This window comes from Neoroseomonas marina (genome assembly GCF_012927745.1).
Classification (GTDB): Bacteria; Pseudomonadota; Alphaproteobacteria; order Acetobacterales; family Acetobacteraceae; genus Neoroseomonas; species Neoroseomonas marina.
This window is the reverse complement of record NZ_JABBKX010000005.1, coordinates 80,111-101,323: the sequence shown is the minus strand read 5'-3', so window position 1 is coordinate 101,323 and position 21,213 is coordinate 80,111. Positions and strand designations below refer to the sequence as shown.

18 protein-coding genes are annotated in these 21,213 nt (G+C 71.8%); 10 read left to right on the top strand and 8 right to left on the bottom strand.

Annotated features, from left to right (window positions below; genetic code table 11):
• Window positions 1–82: 82 nt before the first annotated feature.
• The 6 genes from GWK16_RS15400 (at window position 83) to GWK16_RS15375 (ending at window position 4,290) form a co-directional block, all read left to right on the top strand.
• Window positions 83–1,849, top strand: coding sequence for a glucan ABC transporter ATP-binding protein/ permease (locus GWK16_RS15400; protein WP_170054868.1), 1,767 nt, complete (start codon window positions 83–85; stop codon window positions 1,847–1,849).
• The gene (locus tag GWK16_RS15395; protein WP_170054867.1) at window positions 1,849–2,094 is read left to right on the top strand and encodes a hypothetical protein; all 246 of its coding nucleotides are present in this window, start codon (window positions 1,849–1,851) and stop codon (window positions 2,092–2,094) included. Before GWK16_RS15400 ends, GWK16_RS15395 begins: the two co-directional genes overlap by 1 nt.
• Before the next feature lie 174 nt (window positions 2,095–2,268).
• Window positions 2,269–2,700 (top strand): CBS domain-containing protein, encoded by a 432-nt coding sequence (locus GWK16_RS15390; RefSeq protein WP_170054866.1) that lies wholly within the window; start codon window positions 2,269–2,271, stop codon window positions 2,698–2,700.
• An 81-nt stretch (window positions 2,701–2,781) separates the two neighbouring features.
• Window positions 2,782–3,534 (top strand): SDR family oxidoreductase, encoded by a 753-nt coding sequence (locus GWK16_RS15385; protein ID WP_170054865.1) that lies wholly within the window; start codon window positions 2,782–2,784, stop codon window positions 3,532–3,534.
• Between the two features lie 184 nt (window positions 3,535–3,718).
• A complete protein-coding gene (locus GWK16_RS15380; protein WP_211187466.1) occupies window positions 3,719–4,123 on the top strand; it encodes a DUF1003 domain-containing protein in 405 nt (134 codons plus the stop codon).
• On the top strand, window positions 4,120–4,290 hold the full coding sequence (locus tag GWK16_RS15375) for a hypothetical protein (RefSeq protein ID WP_170054863.1): 171 nt from the start codon (window positions 4,120–4,122) through the stop codon (window positions 4,288–4,290). Before GWK16_RS15380 ends, GWK16_RS15375 begins: the two co-directional genes overlap by 4 nt.
• 7 nt (window positions 4,291–4,297) lie before the next feature.
• On the opposite strand, the gene GWK16_RS15370 is transcribed toward GWK16_RS15375, so the two are convergent.
• On the bottom strand, window positions 4,298–5,257 hold the full coding sequence (locus tag GWK16_RS15370; RefSeq protein WP_170054862.1) for a S1C family serine protease: 960 nt from the start codon (window positions 5,255–5,257) through the stop codon (window positions 4,298–4,300).
• A gap of 80 nt (window positions 5,258–5,337) precedes the next feature.
• Between GWK16_RS15370 and GWK16_RS15365 the strand changes: the two genes are divergently transcribed.
• Both GWK16_RS15365 and GWK16_RS15360 read left to right on the top strand, forming a co-directional pair.
• Window positions 5,338–6,906 (top strand): Na+/H+ antiporter, encoded by a 1,569-nt coding sequence (locus tag GWK16_RS15365; RefSeq protein WP_170054861.1) that lies wholly within the window; start codon window positions 5,338–5,340, stop codon window positions 6,904–6,906.
• Between the two features lie 40 nt (window positions 6,907–6,946).
• Window positions 6,947–11,470 carry a DUF4011 domain-containing protein gene (locus GWK16_RS15360; protein ID WP_170054860.1) on the top strand — a complete coding sequence of 1,508 codons (4,524 nt, stop codon included), beginning with the start codon at window positions 6,947–6,949 and terminating at the stop codon, window positions 11,468–11,470.
• 10 nt (window positions 11,471–11,480) lie between these two features.
• Here GWK16_RS15360 and GWK16_RS15355 read toward each other — a convergent pair whose 3' ends face one another.
• The 7 genes from GWK16_RS15355 to GWK16_RS15325 form a co-directional block, all read right to left on the bottom strand.
• Window positions 11,481–11,876 (bottom strand): DUF4150 domain-containing protein, encoded by a 396-nt coding sequence (locus GWK16_RS15355; protein ID WP_170054859.1) that lies wholly within the window; start codon window positions 11,874–11,876, stop codon window positions 11,481–11,483.
• 9 nt (window positions 11,877–11,885) lie between these two features.
• Entirely contained in the window at window positions 11,886–12,485 is a 600-nt protein-coding gene (locus tag GWK16_RS15350; protein ID WP_170054858.1) for a DUF3540 domain-containing protein, read from the bottom strand.
• Between the two features lie 27 nt (window positions 12,486–12,512).
• Window positions 12,513–13,574: a pentapeptide repeat-containing protein gene (locus GWK16_RS15345; RefSeq protein ID WP_170054857.1), complete on the bottom strand. Its 1,062-nt coding sequence runs from the start codon at window positions 13,572–13,574 to the stop codon at window positions 12,513–12,515.
• On the bottom strand, window positions 13,571–16,192 hold the full coding sequence (locus GWK16_RS15340; RefSeq protein WP_170054856.1) for a DUF2169 domain-containing protein: 2,622 nt from the start codon (window positions 16,190–16,192) through the stop codon (window positions 13,571–13,573). The genes GWK16_RS15345 and GWK16_RS15340 overlap by 4 nt, the downstream gene beginning before the upstream one ends.
• 127 nt (window positions 16,193–16,319) lie before the next feature.
• Window positions 16,320–18,617 (bottom strand): type VI secretion system Vgr family protein, encoded by a 2,298-nt coding sequence (locus GWK16_RS15335; RefSeq protein WP_170054855.1) that lies wholly within the window; start codon window positions 18,615–18,617, stop codon window positions 16,320–16,322.
• Between the two features lie 134 nt (window positions 18,618–18,751).
• Window positions 18,752–19,252 carry a large conductance mechanosensitive channel protein MscL gene (gene mscL, locus GWK16_RS15330; RefSeq protein WP_170054854.1) on the bottom strand — a complete coding sequence of 167 codons (501 nt, stop codon included), beginning with the start codon at window positions 19,250–19,252 and terminating at the stop codon, window positions 18,752–18,754.
• A gap of 90 nt (window positions 19,253–19,342) precedes the next feature.
• A complete protein-coding gene (locus GWK16_RS15325) occupies window positions 19,343–19,486 on the bottom strand; it encodes a hypothetical protein (protein WP_170054853.1) in 144 nt (47 codons plus the stop codon).
• A 337-nt stretch (window positions 19,487–19,823) separates the two neighbouring features.
• Here GWK16_RS15325 and GWK16_RS15320 point away from each other — a divergent pair, with 337 nt between their 5' ends.
• Together GWK16_RS15320 and GWK16_RS15315 are read left to right on the top strand one after the other, a co-directional pair.
• A complete protein-coding gene (locus GWK16_RS15320; protein WP_170054852.1) occupies window positions 19,824–20,231 on the top strand; it encodes a VOC family protein in 408 nt (135 codons plus the stop codon).
• Window positions 20,232–20,358: 127 nt separating this feature from the next.
• Window positions 20,359–20,925 (top strand): DedA family protein, encoded by a 567-nt coding sequence (locus GWK16_RS15315; protein WP_170054851.1) that lies wholly within the window; start codon window positions 20,359–20,361, stop codon window positions 20,923–20,925.
• Window positions 20,926–21,213 lie beyond the last annotated feature (288 nt).

Genomic DNA, 21,213 nt, shown 5'->3' with positions numbered 1-21,213 from the left:
GCGTCGCGTTCAACCTCGCCTGGATCGGCCGTCCCGACTAGTCTGCGCCGGGCCCCGGGGGGGCAGGGGGAGTCGCAGCGGGATGGGTTTCCTCAGGCTGTATGGCCGCGTGCTCTGGATGCTCGGCAGCGACCGGCCGATGGCGGCCGGGCTCGCGGTGGCCGCGCTCGCGCTCGCCGGCCTTCAGTTCCTCGAACCGGTGCTGTTCGGCCGGGTGGTCGATCTGCTCGCCCGCTCGGAACGCATGGAGCCGACGCTGCTCTGGTCCGAGGCGACGACGCTGCTCGGCGTCTGGGCCGTGGTGGGCCTCGCGAGCATCGGGGCGAATGTCGCGGTGGGCCTGTTCGCCGACCGGATGGCGCATCGCAACCGGCTCAAGGTGATGCACGAGTATTTCCAGCACGTGCTCGCCCTGCCGCTGTCCTTCCACGGGGACACGCAGTCGGGCCGGCTGATGAAGATCATGCTGGTGGGCACGGACAACCTGTTCGGCCTGTGGCTCGGCTTCTTCCGCGAACACATCATCACCTTCGTCTCGCTGATCGTGCTGCTGCCGCTGACTCTGGTGATGAACTGGCGGCTCGGCCTGCTGCTGATGATGCTCGTGGTGGTCTTCGTGGTCGTCGCCGCCGTCGTCATCCGGCGCACGCAGGACGCGCAGGCGCAGGTGGAACAGTTCCATTCGCGCCTCGCCGGCAATGCGCAGGACGCGCTGTCCAACGTCGTGGTGGTGCAGTCCTTCACCCGCCTGAGCTCCGAGGCGCGGATGTTCGGCGACATCATCCGCCAGGTGCTCGACCACCAGTTCCCGGTGCTGAACTGGTGGGCGATCGTGGCCGTGCTGACGCGGGCCGCATCCACCATCTGCGTCATCGCGATCTTCGTGCTCGGCACCGTTCTGCATGTGCACGGCCAGGCGAGCGTCGGCGAGATCGTCTCCTTCATGGGGTTCGCGACGCTGCTGATCGGGCGGCTCGAAAGCGCAATCGGCTTCGTCTCCCACATGGTCTTCGTGCAGCCGCGCATCGAGGAGCTGTTCCAGGTGCTCGACGCCCGCTCGACGGTGCCGGAGGCGCCGGCGGCCATCGATGTCGGCCGCGCCACCGGCCAGGTCGCCTTCGAAGGCGTGGGCTTCGCCTATCCCGGCGGCCCACCCATCCTGCGGGAGGTCACTTTCGCGGCGTCGCCGGGCAAGACGATCGCGCTGGTCGGCCAGACCGGCGCCGGCAAGTCGACCGCCATGGCGCTGCTGCAGCGGCTGTGGGACCCGGTCGACGGGCGCATCACGCTGGACGGGCACGATCTGCGCGAGATCAGCCTGGAATCGCTGCGCCGCAACATCGGCGTGGTGTTCCAGGAATCCATGCTGTTCAGCCGCACCATCCGGGAGAACCTGCTGGTCGGCCGCCCCGAGGCTACCCAGGCCGAGATCGAGGAAGCCTGCCGCCAGGCCGAGGCGCACGACTTCATCCTCCGCCAGCCCCAGGGCTACGACACCGTGGTGGGGGAACGCGGGTCGAACCTCTCGGGCGGCCAGCGGCAGCGCCTCGCCATCGCGCGGGCCCTGATCAAGAACCCGCCCGTGCTGATCCTGGACGAGGCGACCTCGGCGCTCGACGCCGCGACGGAAGCGCGGGTGCAGAAGGCGCTCGCCGCCCTGATGGCCGGCCGCACCACCTTCATCATCGCCCACCGCCTGTCGACCGTGCGGGAGGCCGACGAGATCCTGGTCTTCGACGGCGGCCGCATCGCCGAGCGCGGGCCCTTCGCCGAGCTGGTCGCCCAGGGCGGCCGCTTCGCGGAACTGGTCCGCACGCAGCTCGCGGGCGGGGCGGCGCCGGCGCATTGATGTCGCGCCGCATCGACCGATCCTGGGTCGTGCTCGCCAGCATCGAGACGGCCGAGGGCAATCGCTGCATCGACGTCTTCCTGCGCCCGGACGGCACCTTCGGCTTCGAGGAGTTCCGCCGCGATCCCGAGGATGCCGGCGCCTGGACGCCGGTCGCCTGGTTCTCCTCGGCCGTCTTCGCGACGCGCGCCGAGGCGGAGGCCGCCGCGCGCCGCGCCGTCCCGTGGTTCGCCGCGCTTCATTGATCCGCGAGGTTCCACGCTTCTTCCTTGCATCGCGCGCCGCCCCCCTGGCACGCTCGCGCATCGGTTGCGCGGACGGGTGGTGCCGGACCCATCGCGAGACGGACCTCCCGGCGGGCCCCGTTGCCGCGCCCCTGCGGGCCCCCCGGCCCGCGGCGGAGCAGGGAGGGTGCGTGCATGACCATCCAGTCCATCCTGCGTCACAAGGGCAGCGACGTCTTCTCGGTCGGTCCCGGGGAGGACGCCACCTCGATCGCCCAGTCGCTCGCGCAGCACCGCATCGGTGCGGCGCTGGTGCGCGACCAGGACGGCGCCGTTCTCGGCATCGTCAGCGAACGCGACATCGTCCGCGCCGTGGCGCGCGAAGGCACGTCCGCCCTGGCCCGGACGGCGCGGGACCTGATGACCGCCGACCTGGTCACCGCGGCGCCGGCCACCTCGGTGGCCGAGGCGCTCGCCATCATGACCAACCACCGGTGCCGGCATCTGCCGGTGATGGATCATGGCCGGCTTGCCGGCATGGTCTCGATCGGGGACCTGGTGAAGGCCCGCATCGCCCAGGCCGAGGAGGAAGCGGAGTCGCTCCGCGCCTTCGTCACCGCCGCCTGACCGCCGCGGCCGTCGCGACCCCCGTCGCGCCGGCGGCCGCCGCATGCGAGCCTGCGTCCCGCATGGAACGGGAGCGCAGGCATGGACCTTCAACTGACCGGCAAGGTGGCGCTCGTCACCGGCGCCTCCGCGGGGCTTGGCCGGGCGATCGCGAAGATGCTGGCGGCCGAGGGCTGCCGGCTCGCCATCCTGGCGCGCCGACGCCCCTTGCTGGAGGAGCTCGCCGCGGAACTCCCGGCGTCCGCGACGCCCTTCGTCGTCGAGCAGGACATCACCGCCTCCGACGCCGCGCCGCGGATCCGCGATGCGGTGCTCGGTCATTTCGGCTGCTGTGACATCCTGGTGAACAATGCCGGCGGATCGCGCCCGCAGCCCGACCTCGGCGACGACGCGGTCTGGCAGGAGGCGATGCTGCTGAACTTCGAGGCCGGGCGCCGCATCGCCCATGCCCTCGTCCCGGCCATGCAGGCGCGCAAGTGGGGCCGCATCGTCAGCCTCACCGGCACGGACGAACCCTTTTCCATCAACCCCGCCAATGCCCCCAACGGCGCGGTGCACATCTGGTCGAAGGCCCTGTCGCGGGTGCTGGGCAAGGACGGGATCACGGTGAACTGCGTCCCGCCCGGCCGTCTCCATTCCGAACAGATCGACACCCGCATCATGCCGACGCCCGAATCGCAGCGCGCCTGGGCCGAGACGGAGGTGCCGGTCGGTTATATCGGGGAACCGGAGGACCTTGCGGTTCTCGTCGCCTTCCTCTGCTCCCCGCGCGCCCGCTACATCACCGGGCAGGTCATCCACGTCGACGGTGGCACGCTGCGATCCAGCCATTGAGTGGAAGGCGCCCCCGGTTCCAGGCTGCCGGACCACAAGGCGACGAGGAGTCGCGATGACCCAGCCTGCCGTCCCCGCCGTTCCTGGAGCCGCCCGCCAACGCGGCAATGCCTATCGACGCCACCTGCGTGCGGCGATCCACCTCGCGCGCCGGCGGCGCCGCGGCCTGGGGCCCGCGCCTCGGGTGCCGCTCGGCGCCGTCCTGGCCGATGCCGTGGCGTCGACCGTCGGGTCCTGGCGGTTCATCATCGTCCAGACCGGGCTGATCACCGCATGGATCACCGGGAACGCGATCTTCGGCGGTGGCGCCTGGGATCCCTATCCCTTCATCCTGCTGAATCTGCTGCTGTCCTTCCAGGCCGCCTACACGGCCCCGGTCATCATGATGAGCCAGAATCGCCAGGCGGATATCGACCGCGACCGCGCCCTGGCCGATTATCAGGTCAATATCCGCGCCGAAGCGGAGATCGCCCTGCTGCACGAGAAGATCGACCTGATGCGCGAGCGCGAGCTGATCGAACTGACCCATTTGCTCAAGGCCGCGCTGGCGCGGATCGAATCGCTGGAAACCAAGGGGGGCGCGGCATGATCAACCTCGTGGTCCGAATCCTGCTCGCGGCCGGCGGCGCCGTCGCAGCGCTCTTCGTCGCCGAGGATTCGCCCAACTTCGGCGTGGTCCAGGGCATGCTCTCGACCGTCGTCCTCGTCTGCGTCGTCGGCATCATCGTGCTCTGGCGCTGGAAGAAGGACGAGTAGCGCCCGGTCAGCCGGCCGCACGTTCGGCCGGCGTGACCGTGGCCTCGCGCGGTTCGCCGCGGCGCAGGTACACGAGGCGCGCCGGCACGCCGACCCGCTCCCCGCCGAGCCAGCGCAGCAGCGCGTCCGGCCCCGTCACCGGCGCCTCCCCGATCGCGAGGATCACGTCGCCCGCGACCAGGCCGGCGGCCTCGGCGGGCCCGCCCGGCGTGACGGTGGCGATCCGGGCGCCCTGTCCCTGGCCGTCGCGTCCCGCGGCCCGCATCAGGGCGGGGGGGACGTCCACGCGTTCCGCGGCGAGGCCGATCACCGCACGGCGCACCCGGCCGAAGCGCAGCACCTCGCCCAGCACCAGGCGGGCCGTGTCGGCCGCGACCGCGAAGCAGAGGCCTTGCGCGCCCGCGATCACCGCGGTGGCGATGCCGATCACGCGCCCGGCCGAATCGGCCAGCGCCCCGCCGGAATTGCCCGGGTTGAGCGCCGCGTCGGTCTGGATCAGGTCCTCGATCGGCCAGCCGCTGCGGGAGGGCAGGGCCCGCCCCACCGCGCTGACCACGCCGGCCGTGACCGTGTTGGCGAAGCCCAGCGGATTGCCGATGGCGATGGCGAGCTGGCCCGGCCGCAGCCCGGCGGAGCTGCCCAGCTCCGCCGCGGCCAGCGCGCCATGCGCCTCGGCCCGCAGCACCGCGAGGTCGGTCGCCCGGTCCTCGCCCAGCACCCGGGCGGCGAAGCGGCGTCCATCCGGGGCCGTGGCCTCGACCGCCTCGGCGCCGGCCACCACATGGCTGTTGGTCAGCACCAGGCCATCGGGGGAAATCACCACGCCCGATCCGGTGCCGCCGCCCTTGCCGCGGCGGACGGCGACATGGACCACGGCCGGTCCGACGCGGGCCACGGCCTCGGTCACGGCCCGGGAATAGGCATCGAGCAGGGGATCGTCGGAAAGCGGGAGGGGAGCGTCGAGCATGCGGCAGAGATGGGCAGCCCGGCGCGGCGGCCCAAGCCCCGCCTTCCCAACCCGTTGCGGCCTTGGCACTAAGGGGGCGCATGCCGATCGTCCAGGCTCTCCTCGCCCTCATTGCGGCCTGCATCGGCTTCGCCCTGCTGGCCCGCCGCGCACGCCTGCCCTACGCCGTCGTGCTGGTGCTGGGGGGCATGGTGCTCGCCTTCATCCCCGGCGCGCCGAAGGTCGAGCTCGACCCGGATCTCGCCCTCGCCTTCTTCCTGCCGCCGCTGCTGATGGCCAGCGCCTACCGGACCGACTGGCGCGCCTTCACCGGGAACATCCGGCCGATCCTCTTCCTCGCCCTCGGCGCGGTGCTCTTCACCGCCGTCTGCGTCGCGCTCGCGGCGCTGATGGTGATCCCGTGGCTGCCCTTCTCGGCCGCGATCGCGCTCGGGGCCATCGTCGCGCCGCCGGATGCGGTGGCGGCCGGTGCCGTGCTGCATCGCCTGCGCCTGCCCAAGGGCATCGTCGCGGTGCTGGAAGGCGAAAGCCTGATCAACGACGCGTCGGCACTGGTGCTCTATCGGCTCGCGGTCGCAGCGACGCTGGCCAGCGCCTATTCCTGGGCTGAGGCCGGCTTCACTTTCATCGCCCTGGCCATCGGCGGGGCGATGATCGGCTGGCTGCTCGGGCGCGGCGCGATCCTCGCCATCCGCCGGCTCGAGGACACGCTGCTCGAAACCGCGATGTCCTTCATCGCCTGCTTCGCCTCCTATTTCGCGGCGGAGTTCGTCCATGTCTCGGGCGTCATTGCCGTGGTGGTGACCGGGCTCGTGCTGGGGCGGGCGCAGCACGCGCTGTCCGCGCGGACGCGGCGGGAGGCGCGCGTCGTCTGGCAGTTCATCGAGTTCGTGCTGAACAGCCTGGTCTTCATCCTGATCGGACTGCAGCTGAACGAGATCCTGGGCCGCATGGACCATTACGGCGTCTGGCAGCTCGCCTCCTGCGCTCTTGTCGTCTCGGCGGCGCTGATCGTCTCGCGCTTCATCTGGGTCTTCCCGGCCTCGCTGACGCCGCGGCTGGTGCCGGCGCTGGCGCGCTTCGGCTCGGCGCGGCCCTGGTCGCACACCGTGATCATCGCCTGGTGCGGAATGCGCGGCGTGGTCTCGCTCGCCGCCGCGCTTGCGTTGCCGGTCACCTTCCCCGAGCGCGACCTGATCGTCTTCCTCGCCTTCTGCGCCATCCTCGCGACGCTCGTCATGCAGGGCACGACGCTCGAATGGCTGATCAAGCGGCTCGGCGTGGAGGAGAAGCGCAAGCCCGGCATGGGCATCGACGAGGCCACCGCCCGCACCCTCATCGCCCACGCCGCGCTGCGCGAGATGGAACGGCGGGCCGAGGACGTGCTGTCGGGTGCGATGGCCCAGGACCTGCTGCCCGAGTACCGCGACCGGGTGCGCCTGCTGGACGGCATCAGCCAGGGCCCGATCGTCGCCGAGCGCACGGCCCGGCTGGAACACCGCCTGCACGCGCTGCGCGCGGCACGCGCCCGGCTGCTGCGCCACCGCGCCGAGGATGGCGTGGAGGAGGAGCTGATGAACCGCCTCACCGAGGAACTCGACCTCGAGGAACTGCGCCTGCGCCGCCTGCTCGGCGCGACCGACGCGTGATGCGGGCGGGACTCCATCCGCCGCGCTATAGGGGAAGGCCATGACCGCGCTCCGCCAGGCCCTCGAGGACGCCCGCCGGGCGCTGCTCGACCTCTCGACCCGCAATCGCCTGCTGTCCCTGCCCAAGCCGGGCCGGTCGCGCGGCGTCGTCATCCTCGACGACGAGGATGCGGATTTCGTGGTGGGCGCGCTCGCCGCCGGCCGCGCCTTCGGTTTCGAGGCCGCGGCCGAGGAAGCCGCCGACCCGCCGGCCGGCGAGGAAGGTGCCAAGCCCCGCCGCCGCCGCACCACCAAGGCCGCCGCCAAGGCCGAGGGCGTCGGCAAGGCCGACGACAAGGCGACGCGCGAGGAATGGCAGCGCGACGACGCGCTGCGCGTGCGCCTGGCGCCGAGCGACCTCGCCCGCCGCCTGCGCGACCTGATGACCGATGCGCGCACGGCCCGCGAGGAGACGGGCGTGCCGACGCTCTACCTCGCGCTCGGCGTGCTGTCCTGGCGCGATCCCGCGACGCCCGAGACTGAGCGCCGCGCGCCGCTCGCCCTGCTGCCCGTCGCGCTGGAACGCGAGGGCGTCTCCCAGACCTTCCGCCTGCGCGCCGGCACCAACGAGGTCGCGGAGAACCTCTCCCTGCGCGAGATGCTGAAGGTGAACTTCGGCACGGCGCTGCCCGACTTCGACCCCGAGGCCTACAACCCGACCGCCTGGGCGGATGCCGTGAAGGCCGCGGTGAAGGATCGCCCGGAATGGACGGTCGATCCGGACGCGCTGGCCCTCGGGCTGTTTTCCTTCGCGAAGTTCCTGATGTGGCGCGACCTGGGGCCGGAGGAGAATCCGGGCCTCGGCGACCACCCGCTGGTGCGCTCGCTGGTCGGCGGCGAGGCGCTGTCCACCCCGCCGACCTTCCCCGACGATGCCGATGTCGATGAGGAGATCCCGGTCGAGCGCCTCGACCACGTCATGGACATGGACGGGTCGCAGGCGCTGGCGGCGGAATCCGTCCGACGCGGCGGCCATGTCGTGATCCAGGGGCCGCCCGGGACGGGCAAGTCGCAGACCATCGCGACGATCCTCGCCCAGGCGATCCTCGACGGGCGCAGCGTGCTGTTCGTGGCGGAGAAGCTCGCCGCGCTCGAGGTGGTGAAGCGGCGGCTCGAGAATATCGGCCTCGGCGCGGCGTGCCTCGAATTGCATTCCGAGAAGCAGTCCAAGCGCGCGGTGCTGGACGAGTTGCGCGCGACGCTCGCCCTGCCGCCGCCGCCCAAGCCGAACCGCCAAGCGGTGGTGGAACGCCTCGCGACGCTGCGCGGGCGGCTCAACCGCCACGCCGCGGCGATGCGCCAGCCGGCCGGGGCTTCGGGGATGCCGCTGCACCAGGTGGTCGGCGCGCTGGTCGGGCTGCGCCGGCGGCGCGTCGCGGTGCCGGACTTCACCCTCGATCCCGCCGCCTGGGACGGTGCGACCATCGCGGCGAAGCGCGACGCGGTGCGCGACCTCGCCGCACGCGCGGTGGAAGCGGACGGCGCGAACAATCCCTGGCGCGGCGTGACGGCCGATATCGGCCCCGCCGATGCCGACCGGCTGATGGCGCGGCTGCCCGGCTGGATCCGTGCCCTGGCCGCGGCCGGCGCGGCGGCGGGTGGTACCGCGGGACCTGCGGGCATCGCCACGCGGCTGCGCGCCGCCGCGGCGCTGCGCGAGGCGCCGGACCACGACAAGGCCGCGATGGGCAGCGCCGCCTGGCGCGCCGATCCCGCGCCGCTGGTGGGCCTGACCGAGGCGGTGGCGCAACTCGCCATCGCGCGGCGCGACGCGCGGCTGAAGCCCGGTGCGCTGGACGTCGGCGGGCTCGAGGAAGCGCGCGCGACGCTCGCTTCCTCCGGCGGTTTCTTCGGCTTCCTCAGCTCCGCGCGCCGCACGGCGCAGGAAGTCGCGGACAAGGTCGCGCGCGAGGGCACCGACGCGGTCAAGGCGCTCGACGCCGCGATCGCCGGCCAGGCGGCGCGGCTGCGCGTGCGCAACGGCAATGCGCTCGGCCAGGCCGCCTTCGGTCGGCTGTGGCGCGGCGAGGACACCGATCCCTCGGCCATGTCGGCGCTGATCCTCTGGCGCCAGAAGCACGGGCCCGATGCCGCTGCCGCGCTCGCCGCCGATGCCCCCGCCGGCGACGCCGGAGTGCTCGAGGCCGGGGCCGCGGCCTGGGCGGAACTCGTCGCGGCGACCGGCCTCGACCCCAAGGCCGCCTTCGGCACCGCCGACCCGTCCTTCACCGCCATCGCCGAGCGCCTCGGCGCCTGGGCCGAACGCCCCGAGGCGTTGCCGCTCTGGCAGGGCTGGCGCCGCGCACTTGCCGAGGCACGCGGCATCGAGCCCATCGTCGAGCGCCTCCAGGATGGCCGCCTGACGCCCGAGACGGCCGAGGACGCCTTCGCCTACGCCCTGCACGAAGGCCTGATGCGCGCGGCGAGTGCGAAGCATCCCGACCTCGCCGCCTTCGATGCCGCCGGCTACGACCGCCTGGTCGCCGAGTTCCGCGAGGCCGACCGCGCCCGCATCGCGCTGACCCGCGCCGAGGCCGCGCGCACCCACGCCGAACGCGTGAAGGAAGTGCGCGACGGCGCGCCCGGCATGACCGTCATCCGCGGCGAGATGGAGAAGAAGCGCGGCCATCTGCCGGTGCGCGAATTGCTGCTGCGCGCAGCACCCGCGGTGCAGAAGATCAAGCCGGTCTTCATGATGAGCCCGCTGTCGGTCGCGCAGTTCCTCGCGCCGCCGCATGGGCTGCGGCCGGGCCTGACCTTCGACCTGATGGTGATGGACGAGGCGTCGCAGGTCGAACCTGTGGATGCGCTGGGCGCCATCGCGCGCTGCCGCCAGGTGGTGGTGGTCGGCGACGACCGGCAGATGCCGCCCACCCGCTTCTTCCAGCGCATGACCGGCGAGGAGGACGACACGCCGCCCGAGGACGCGCCGGAGGCGGTCGCGGCGCGCGACGTGGAGAGCATCCTCGGCCTGTGCAACGCGCGCGGCGTGCCCGCCGCGATGCTGCGCTGGCACTACCGGTCGCGCCACGAAAGCCTGATCGCGACCAGTAACGCGGAATTCTACGAGAACCGCCTGCTGGTGCTGCCCTCGCCGCGCCCGCGCTCCGCGCTGCTCGGCCTGTCGCTGGTGCGCATCGACGGCGCCTGGGAGACCGGCGAGGGCGTCAACCGCGCCGAGGCCGAGGCCGTCGCTCAGGCGGTGATGCGCCACGCGAAGGAGACGCCCGGCGACACGCTCGGCGTGGCCGCCTTCTCGATCAAGCAGCGCGACGCCATCATCGACGCGGTCGAGGCCGCGCGCCGCGCCGATCCCTCGGCCGACGCCTTCTTCACCGCGCATGAGGACGAACCCTTCTTCGTCAAGAACCTCGAGAACGTGCAGGGCGACGAGCGCGACGCGATCCTGATCTCGGTCGGCTATGGCCGCGACAAGGACGGCAGGCTCGCCATGCGCTTCGGCCCGCTCTCGGCGGAAGGCGGCGAGCGGCGGCTCAACGTGCTGATCACCCGGGCGAAGAAGCGCTGCATCGTCTTCTCGGGCATCGGCGCGGACGACATCGACCTGGCGCGCGCCTCGGGCCGCGGCGTCGCCGCGCTCAAGACCTTCCTCGCCTTCGCCGCGGCACCGCCCGCCGCGCCTCGCGCGGGCGGGGAGGGGACCGGCAGTCCGATCGCCGAGGCGATCAGCGAGGCGGTGCGCGAGGCCGGCAAGGACCCCGTGCCGCATGTCGGCCTTGCGGGCCTCTTCCTCGACGTCGCGGCGAAGGGGGAGCAGGGCTACGAGCTTGGCATCGAGGCCGATGCCGGCGACTGGGCCGCGCTGCGCTGCGCTCGTGATCGCGAGCGCGGCCGCGCGGCGGCGCTCGAGGCGATGGGCTGGAAGCTGGCACGAGCCTGGTCGCTCGCCTGGTATGCGCGCCCGGAGGCCGAGGCGGCGCGCATCAAGGAGGCCCTCGGCGCCGCGCCCGCCGAAGCCCCCGCGCCCGAGGCGCCACCTGCCCCATCCCTGCCCGGCATCGCCGAACCCTATCGCGAGGCGGCGCCTGCCCTGGCGCAGAGCCCCCTCGACGCGCTGCCGCCGGCGGATCTTGCCGCCGCGATCGGTGAGATCGTCGCCGTCGAGGCGCCGATCACGCCGGACAGCCTGGCCGAGCGCCTGCGCCTCTGCGCCGGCCGCCAGGCGCTGACGACGAAGGAACGCGATGCTGTGCGTCAGGCCACGGCGCTGGCGAAGACGGGCCATGGGGTGACCGAGGCGGCCGGCGTGCTCGCGACCGCGGCGACCAAGGTGGTCCCGCGCGACCGCCGGGCGGCGGCGGCGCATCTGCGCCGCGCGGCCGCGGTCCCGCCAGCCGAGATCGCCGCGACGGCGGACGCCGTGCTCGCCGCGCGGCCGGGGCTTGCGGAGAGCGACCTCGCGGCGGCGGTGCACGCCGCGCTCGGCCTCGACGCCGGGGCGCAGATGGCGATCGCGGCGCGCATCGCGGCGCTGGTCGGCGGCGGGACGATCCGGCTCGGCTGAACGGGCCGGGTCAGCCGGCCAGGATGATGACCTTCGTCTGGCTCGGCGCGATGCGGGCGCCGACGGCGTTGGTGTTGTTCTGCATCGACATCGACGTCATCCGGCTCGCCGGCTGACCGGAGACGATCACCGTGAAGGCGCCGAGCGTATGCCGTGCCGGCCCCATCACGGTGCCCGAGGCGACGCCGGTCGCCACCCCCGCATTGTCGCCATTCGTCATCGGGATGGTGGTGCCGAGGTTGTGCATCGGACCGCCGGTGATGATGGTCGTGAACTGGCTCGGGATCGCGGTCGAACCCGATGAGATGTTCGGGTAGGGGATCGGCACCGGCGCCGGCACCGCAGGGGTCAGGCAGACGTCGGGGAAGGCGAGATCCACGCCGCCGGTCTGGCAATTCGCGAACATGGTCTCTCCTCAGCCCAGGTGGATCTGATCGCCCTGCAGCTTCACCAGCGCCTTGGCCTGCAGGGAGGCCGTGGCGCCGCGCATGTTCAGGTGTCCGCTCGCGCGCTGGTCGATGTCGCGCGCGCGGAGCTGCTCGGTTTCCTCGACGAAGCGGAAGACGTTGCGGAAGCGGCCGATGATGCGCTGCGCGATGGTCTCGATCGCCTCGGCGAAGAGGCCGACGCGGCCAAGATGCGCCTCGGTGCGCGTGGCGACGAGGTCGAGGTGGCGCGTCGCGAGTTGCGTCGCCTCGGTCTCGACGACCAGCGTCCCGGCGGCGAGGTTCAACCGCCCCGCCCCATCCCCGATCGTTGCCCCGTCCGGCATCGCGAGCCGCATCGCCGCATCGCCGCGCCGTTCCAGCACCGCCAGCACGTAAGCCTGCCCGCCGGCGCGCCCGACCAGCACGAAGTCGCCCGGCGCGGGCTCGACCAGGCAGGAGAAGGCGCGTCGGGCCTCCTCCTCCTGACCGTCTCGCAGCAGGAGGACGGCGCCGCCGTCGCAGGACAGGACCTCGGCGCTGTCGGTCGCCGCGCCGATCTGCTGGGCGATGCCGGTCATCGCATTCATCGGGACGTCTCCTTCGCGGTCATCGTCTCACCCAGGCACGAAGCGTTGGCGCCACTGCTCGGCTTCCGTCCGGTCCTTGTCGGGCGGCAGCGCGGCACGGCGGTCGGGGATCCGTGCATCCACGTCGCGGATCGCATGGAGGTTGGCGCGGAACAGCGTCGCGCCCGTCAGGTCCGCTGCGTCGAGGTCCGCGTGGCTGAGGTCGGCATAGGTCATGTCGCAATTGGCGAAGCGCGCGCGCGCCGCCGTCATGCGCACGCAGATCGCCTGGTAGAGCCGCGCGCCGGTCGCATCCGCCTCGGTCAGGTCCGCACCTTGCAGGATCGCGTTCTCGAGGTTCGCGCCGCGCAGGACGGCGCGCGTCAGCGTCGCCTCGAGCAGGACCGCGCGCGCCATCCGTGCATTCTCGAAATTCGCGCCGGCGGCCTTGGACTTCTGCAGGCCCGCTTCCGTCAGGTCGGCCCCGGAGAAGTCGCAACCGGTGAAGTCGCATTCGCTGAAGAAGCACCCCGCGAGGACGATGCCGCGGAGGGCGCGTCCTGCGAAGCCGACCTTGACGAAGTTGGTCCGCACGAAGCGCGTGCCGGCGATGCCGACCTCGGTGAAGTCGCCTTCGACGAAGACGCCGCTTTCGCAATTGGCGCCCGACAGGTCGATCCCGTCCGTGCGGCATTCCATGATGCCGCCTTGCACGAGGTTCGCGCCGGCGAAGGAAGCGCGGCTGAGGCGGCTTCGCATGATCATCGCGTGGTCGAGGTCGGCCCCGGGCAGGCTCGCGTCGCGCATCATGCATTCGACCGCCACCCAGCCGGCGGCCTCGGCGCGCGCGAGGTTGCTGCGCCGCATGCTGCACTTGTTGAAGGCCGCGTCCGCGAGCTTCGCGCCCTCGAGATTCGCATCGTCCAGGCGCACGCCCCGCAGGACCGCATCGCCGAAGTCCGCGCCGCGCAGGTCGGCTTGCGCGAGGTCCGCCCCGTCGAAGATTCCGCCCGACAGGTCCGCGCCGGCAAGGTCGAGGCCCGCCCAGCTCCGCGATCCGTCGACCACCTCGCCGTACCGGACGAGGGTCTCGAGATCCGCGCGGCTCACGCCGGCGTCCTCCGCGGATGGATGCGGACGCGGGTGCGCTGGACGCGCTCGTAGCGTGTCGCGGTGTCCGAGTTCACGCGCGCGATGTCCGCCTCGTAGAAACTGCTGTCGCTGAGGTCCGCGCCGCGGATGTCCGCGCGCGCGAGGCTCGCCCCGGCGAAGTCCGCCCGCGTCAGCCGCGCCCCCCGCAGATCGGCGACCGTCAGCCGGGCGCCGCGTGCCGAGACGCGGTCGAAGGAGGCGCCCTGCAGCGCGCAATCCGTGAAGTCCGCCTCGTCCAGTACCGCGCCGTCGAAGGCGGCGCCATCCAGGGGCGTGCCGCGCAACGTCGCGCCCTTGCAGATCGTTCCCGCGAAGCGCGCGCCCTTCAGCGCGCAGCCCGAGGCGAAGACCGCGCGGGCGAGTTCCGCCCCGTCGAACACCGCGCCTTCTCCGGAGGTCTCGATGAAGCTCGCGCCATTCAGCTTCGCATCCGAGAAGTCGACCCCGTCCATTCGAACCTTGACGAAGATCGCCTCCTCCAGCATCGCGCCCCGCGCGCGCAGGCCCGTGAGGGTCATCTCGTTGAGCAACGCGCGCGGCGCAGTGGCCCCGCTGATGTCGGCGCCTTCGAGCACGGCTTCCATCAGCTGCGCGTCCGTCAGGTTGGCGCCGTGCAGCACCGCCTGGCCAAGGTCGGCCTTGCGCAGGACGGCGTCGCGCAGCGAGACGCCGGTCAGGTCGGCGCCGCGCAGCGATGCGCGGCCGAGATTGGCGCCGGTCAGGTCCGCGCCGGCGAGACGCGCGCCGTCCAGCCGTGCATGGGCGAGGACCGCATCGGTCAGCTTCGCCCCGCGGAGATCGCTCCCGGCGAGGTCAGCCCCGTCGAGCCAGGCTGCCGTCAGGTCGAAGCCCGATAGATCGAGCCCCGAAAGATCGGCGCCGCAGAGATCGAGGCGCGGCCCCCCGCGGCGCCCGTCCAGCAGGCGCGTGCGGAGGGCGGCATTCGCGGCGGCGTCGAGCCGCGGCGCCGGATCCTGGACGTCCGCCCCCGCCTGGTAGCCGCGCCGCGCGTGTTCCTCGATCTCCCGGGCCTGGCCGGGCTGCGAGGGATCCTCCGCGATGCGTCGTGCCTCGGTCGGGTCGGCGCCATCGGCCACCTGGCGCGCGACCTGGGCATCGACCAGCATCTTCCGGCGATCACCATCCAGGCGCGGCGGGCCTGACGGCCGGCCCAGCTGCGGCGGCGTGCCTCCCACGGCGGCCGCCTTCTCCTCGATCGCGGCCCGCTCCTTCGCGGCCCGCTCCTCGGTCTCCCGCCGCTTCGCGGCCGCCGTTGCCTCCTGCTCGGCGATGAAGGCCGGCAACTCCCGCAGAGGCGGAATCTTCAGCGGCGGAGGCAGCGGTTCGAGATGCCTGTCGGGATCGAGGCCGCGCTCGGCCAGCCGTGCGCGCGCGCGCTCGTGCTCGCGCTCGGCGCGCGCGCGGGCGCGTTTCTGGGCGACGTTGCCCTCGGCCATCCGGCGCTCGACGTCAGCGAGGATGTCATCGGGGCCGAGCACCTCCTCGGGCACCAGCGGCGCGTCGCGCAGGATCTCGAGCGGGTCGCCGTCGGGATCGGTGCGCGCGTGCAGGATCGCGGCGAATTCGTCGACGCCGCGCGGCGCCCCGAGCGGGTCGGCGCCGAGCATCGCCAGCGTGATGTCGCGGGCATCCTCCTCGGCGACCTGCACGCGGCCGTGGTGGATGGTCACCAGCCGCTTGTGCGCGGGGAAGAACCAGACGGTGGTCAGGGACAGCGGTACGTCCTCGAGCGCGTCCGAGCCGCGCCGGCGCACCAGGATGCGCGGCTGGAAGGCCGGCAGGCGACCGGTGATCTCCGGTTCCTCCGGGTGCATGTTGGTGACGGCGTAGTCCTCGTCGCCCGTGAGGAAGCCCGCGAAGCGCTGGTCGGGCTGACCGGCGAAGGCCATGCGGAAGTCGACGTCGCGCGCGAAGCCCGGGAAGTCCTCCTCGAGCCAGGTCTGGTCATGCGTGCCGGCGAGGCTCGCGCGCTGCGGCCAGGCGATGTCGATCGGGCCGAAGTTCAACGGCTCGGGCCGGCCCGGCGCCGCCGCCCCGCGCGGCAGGACGATGTTGGGCAGCGCGACGCGGTAGCCGACGCCCGGGATCGGCGCCTCGTCGATGCCGCGGCCGAGCGGGTTCTGCGCATACGTCTTCCCGCCATAGGACCGGTCCCAGCCCAGCGGCATCTCGGTGAAGGGCAGGGGATCGGTCGGCAGGCCATCCTCGATGTGCCGGTCGCCGACCACGGCGGCGCGCTTGGTCAGGCTGCCGAGGCGGATCGCGACCTCGAGCGTGCGCACCGGCTGCCTGCCCGGGGCGAAGGCGCTGCCGGCGACGAGGAACTCGGCGCCGATCTTCGGCAGGCCGAGGTCGAGTACCTGGCCGGGAGGCAGCGCCTCGGGCAGGAACTTCCACATCGCGACCTCGCCGAGCAGCTTCGGGCTGTCGCTCATGTCGCAGAAGCCGATGGCGGCGACGCTCAGGAAGAACCGGCGGCGGAACTCCACCGGACGCGACATGAAGCCGAGTGCGAAGGGCTTGTTGACCTTCATGCCGCGCCTGTGCGGCGGCATGCGCACCGTCCCGGGAGATGCCTCGACCGACGCCGGCGGACCGACGCCGCGCGGCTCCCTCTCGGGTTGCCCGGCCTTCCCGCCTGGCGCGGCTCCGAGACGGGGGTGAGGGTCCGAAGGCGCATCGCTAGAGGAACAGCTTGATCGAGGCCTTCTCGGCGCCGACCGCGTCGTGCCACTCGCATTTGATCCTGTGCTTGAAGACCGCGAGGACCTCCTGTTTGACGTCCAGCTCGTCGTTGACGATCCGCATGCCCGCGGCATCGAGGTTCATGCCGGCCGCCTGCCCGACGATCCCGAGCGACGTCCACTGCGTGCCCGCGGTCGCCAGCGCGGTGCCGGTGAAACTGGTGCTCAGGCCGACCACCGAGGCCGTGAAGCCATAGGCGGTGCCGGCATAGCCGCCGGTGATGAACCAGTAGGGCCCCTGCTGGATGACCTGCGGCGCGTTGAGCGTGATGATGGAGGCGGACGTCAGCGTCATCGAACTCGAGGTCGTCACGGCGATCGAGCCGGTGACCGTCTCGGTGAAGTCTCCCGTCACGGTCCGCGTCTCCGACGCGCCGAAGGTCTCGCTGACGGCGCCCGTCACCGTGCGGGTCTCCGTGCCGCTGATCGTCTCGGTGACGTTCCCCGTCACGGTGGTGGACTTGTCGCCGCCGACGGAGATCGTCTCGTTGGTCTTGATCGTGGTGGTGCGGTTGCCCGTGCCGGACCCGATGCCGACCGTGCGCGTCTCGTTGTTCTCGACCTCGACCTCGTAGTCCTTCTCCGCGTGCAGCAGGACCTTCTCGGATCCCTTGGTGTCGTCGAAGGACAGCTCGTTGTAGTTGTCGGCCGTGCCGTTCGGGGTGGATCGCGTCTTGATCCCCGACAGGGCGGTCGTCGCCGGGACGTCGGCCGCCCCGCCATTCCCCAGCAGCGGCGGCATGTTGCTCATGTGATGCACGCGCCCGGTGATGATCGGCCGGTCGGGATCGCCCTCGAGGAAGTCGACGATCACCTCATCCCCGACGCGCGGGACGAAGAAGTGCCCCCAGCGTCCGCCGGCCCAGGCCTGCGAGACACGGACCCAGCAGGAGGCGGCGTCGGGGGAGCTGTAGGACACGCGATCCCACGCGAACCGAACCTTCACGCGGCCATAGTTGTCCGTCCGGACCGTCCCCGCCGTGTCGCTCGACGTGCCGACCACGATCGCCGTCTGCGGGCCCTGAACGGCGGGCTTGGGCGTGACGCGGTCAGGCCGGAACTGCACGGCGTAGGGGATGCAATCGAACGCGTTCGCGTAGGCAGGGGGGGAGGTCTGGTCCGCCCAGTAGCTGTAGTCCGAGCATTGATGGCCGATCCGCGTGACGACGAAATCGACCGAGGTCGTCGCGTCGTCCTCCGGATCGATCGCCACCTTGGTGCCGGCGTCGAGCTGCGAAGCGGACCCGCGGCCTGCCCAGCGCTGAAAATTCGCCTCCTCGACCTCCATCAGCAGGTCGCTCACGCCGCGGACGTCGGTGCTGGTCACGTAGGAGGTGCCGGCGCTCGAATTGTGCACCCGCGCGAGCGGCAGGGCCGGATAGCGGTAGCGCTCGTGGTCCTTGAGGCGGGTCGTCACCTCGGTGGGCACGCCGGTGCTGTTCGACGCGCCGTAGGAATCCGCCCATTCCGAATCACCCTCGTAGGCCGAGGCGGGATTCAGCAGGTTGTAGTCGCGCGCGTGCCACTTGCCTGTCCGGAACGCGTAACGCTGGGCGATGCTGGTGAGCTTCCCGGCGCCACCCACCGCGAGCGTGCCGAGCGACGGGCTCGGGACGCGCGCGCCGGTCTTGATGTCCTTGATGACGAGCGTGTGCGACGTATCCGTGTGCTCGTGCCAGTAGTAGAGGCCCGCCTGCTCCATCAGCCGCGAGATGAAGTCGAGCGCCGTCTCCCCGTATTGCACGCAGTATTCGAGCGTCCCGTAGCTGCCCGTCGTGGAGACCGTGTTCGAGGTGATGCCGTGATCCGCCAGGACCTGCTGGACGATGGCGGGCACCGTCATGTCCTGGAAGATGCGGAAGTCGCTGGTCTGGGAGAGGAACCAGAGCTTGGGGACGATCTCCGCCTCCCAGTCGAACAGGGCGGTGGTCGAGGCCTTGTTGGGGCGCCGGCCGATGCGCGACAGGCTGCGGAAATGGCCGTGCAGCGGGCGCCGCGCGACCGAGGGGTCCGCGATGGTGGCGCTCGCCTCCGGCTCGCCGAACCAGACCGTCACCTCGCCGCCCAGCAGCTTCGCGACATCGGCGATCGCGGCGTCTGTCGCGAAGCGGACCGTGAAGACGAAGGGCTTCGAGATCGCGTCCTCGCCGACCAGGTCGTAGGGGACGATGGCGCTCGAACCGAGCGCCGTCACCTGCATGTCGAGCAGCCGGGTCGTGTTGCTTGAGCCGCTCATGCCCTCTCCTCCCGCCCGCTTCGCCCCCGTAATGGGAGCCTAGACGCAATGCGCGGCCGCTTGCACTCCCCAAGGGTGAAAAAGAATGGGGGCCGGGCCGCGCCCAGGGGGCGAAGCCCGGCGTCCCGGCCTGCTCAGCCCGCCGACGGCGGCGCGGCGCCGCGCTGCGCCTTCAGCTCGTCGCGGATCTCGGCCAGCAGCTTCTCGCTCGCGGTGGGCGCCGGCGGCGTCCTCGCCTTCTCGACGGCCTGGGAGGCCTGCAGCTTGCTCAGGATCTTCACCAGCCAGAAGACGGCGAAGCCGACGATCAGGAACTTGATGACGGCGTTCAGGAAGGATCCGATCGCGAGCACCGAGGCGCCGCCCTGCCGCGTGGCCTCGAGCGAGGCGCGGCGTTCGCCGAACAGCACGACGAACAGGTTCGAGAAGTCGATCCCGCCCATCAGGATGCCGACGATCGGGTTCAGCAGGTCCTCGACCACCGAGGTGACGATGGCGGTGAAGGCCGCGCCGATCACGACACCGACCGCGAGGTCGATGACGTTGCCGCGCATGATGAAGGCCTTGAACTCCTTCAGCCACTCGGGCTCCTTGAGGGGGATCTGGCTGGTGATCTTGTTGGCGAGGTCGCTCATGCCGTCGGGCCTTCCCTGTGGTCGGTGGAACCGTCCGATCATCCATGGCCGGGGAGGTTCTTTCCAGTGTCGCGGTGCGACCGGCGGCCGTCAGAGGCTCTCCACCCGGTCGATGCCGATGACGGGCAACAGGATGACGAGGAGCCGTTCGACCAGCACCGCGACCCCGAAGGGTAGCCTGGATCGCGGGACGGAGCGGCCGCGCGCGTCGTACCGCTCGGCTGGCCCGTTCATCGTCAGACCCTGCGCGGGCGCGTTCGGATACGCGCCTTGCGCCGCGAACAGCGTCCGCGGCCGATGGACCTCCTGCATGATGGAGACGAGCAGCGTCAGCGCGCGATCCGGCGGGGCCTCGGCGATCGAGACGCCGCCCCGGGGGAATGTCGGGCGGTCAGGAAGGGTCGGCGCACGGCCCGGTCGTCGAAGTCGAGAAGCGCGGGCGCCGCGGCTCTCACCGCTCGTTGGCGGATCAGCGAGGCGAGCAGGCGCAGCACCGGACGGAACGACGCGACGGCGGCAAGGACGCGTCCATCCGCTTGGCAGTCATGCGGCGCCCGGCGATGCTGCTCCGATGACCGGCCCTTTCGATCAGCACGTGACCTTCCTCTATGCCGAGGACCCCGCGCCGTCCTGGCGCTTCTATGAGGACGTCCTCGGCCTGCCGCTGGCGCAGGACCAGGGCAGTTGCCGCATCTACGCGGTCGCGGCCGGCGGGCGCGCATTCCTCGGGGTGTGTCGTGCGCGAGGTCCGCGCGTCACGGACAACCCTCGCGTGCAGGGCGGCGCGGTCGTCACCTTCGTACATTCCGATGTGGAAGGCTGGCACGACAGGCTGCGCGACAAAGGCGTCGAGATCGCCGCGCCGCCGCGCTTCTCCGACACCTACCGGGTGACGTCGTTCTTCTTCAAGGATCCGGCCGGCTACACCTTGGAAATCCAGCGTTTCGAGCGTCCGGACTGGCCGGCGCCGGGCACCTGATCCGGCGCGGTAAGACGGCGGCATCCAACTTTCGACGCAACTGTGCGGCGCAACAGCGGGATTCCCATTTCCCTCCGTCGCCGGACAGGGCAGTGTGCCCGGTAACGAACCAGGGAGACTTCCGCAATTGGCCGAGTTCTGGGCCGAATGGGGTGACCTCGCATATCTGCTGGCCGCCATTTGGGCATTCTTCGAAGGTGAAACCTTCGTGCTCGCCGCCGCCGCGCTGGGCGCCACCATGGACCTCGTGGATCCATGGGTGCTGATGGCGTCCGTCTGGATCGGCTCCTATCTCGGCGACCAGACCTGGTTCTATCTCGGACGACGCTACGGCCCCGCGATCCTCTGCCGCTTTCCGCGCAGCCAGCCGCAGGTCGAACGCGCGAGCGCGCTGCTCGATCGCTACGGCACCCTGTTCATCCTCAGCTTCCGGTTCCTCTACGGCATTCGCAACGTGGCCTCGGTCGCCTGCGGCATCGCCGGATATGACCGGCTGCGCTTCGCGGTGCTGAACTTCGCCGCCGCCGGCATCTGGTCGTCGTCCTTCGTCGCGGCCGGCTGGTTCCTCGGCGCGTGGCTCGGCGTGGACATGCTGTTCTGGACGATCTGCTCCATCGCGGGTCTGGCGCTGGTCGGCTTCATCGGCCGGCATTACTGGCGGCGGTCGCGCCGCCGGGCCGCGGCCACGGGCTGACGCGACGCACGCCCGCCCCGGCACCGGCGGCGGGCGACATGTCTCCGACCCGACGATTTCCAGGATCCGACCATCGGCCGGCGCGCAACGGCGTCAACGGTCGGGACTCTCCGCTGCCCCGGACACAATGGCTGCACGGGATGCGCGGCCGCGATGGTCAGACGGCGCAGCGCTGACCGGTGGTGGCCGCGCCCGTCGCGGGCCCTGGTCCACAAGCGGATCGCAGCCACCGCATGAGAACGCAAACGGCCCGCCCCATGACAGGACGGGCCGTCTCGGCGGTGGGGT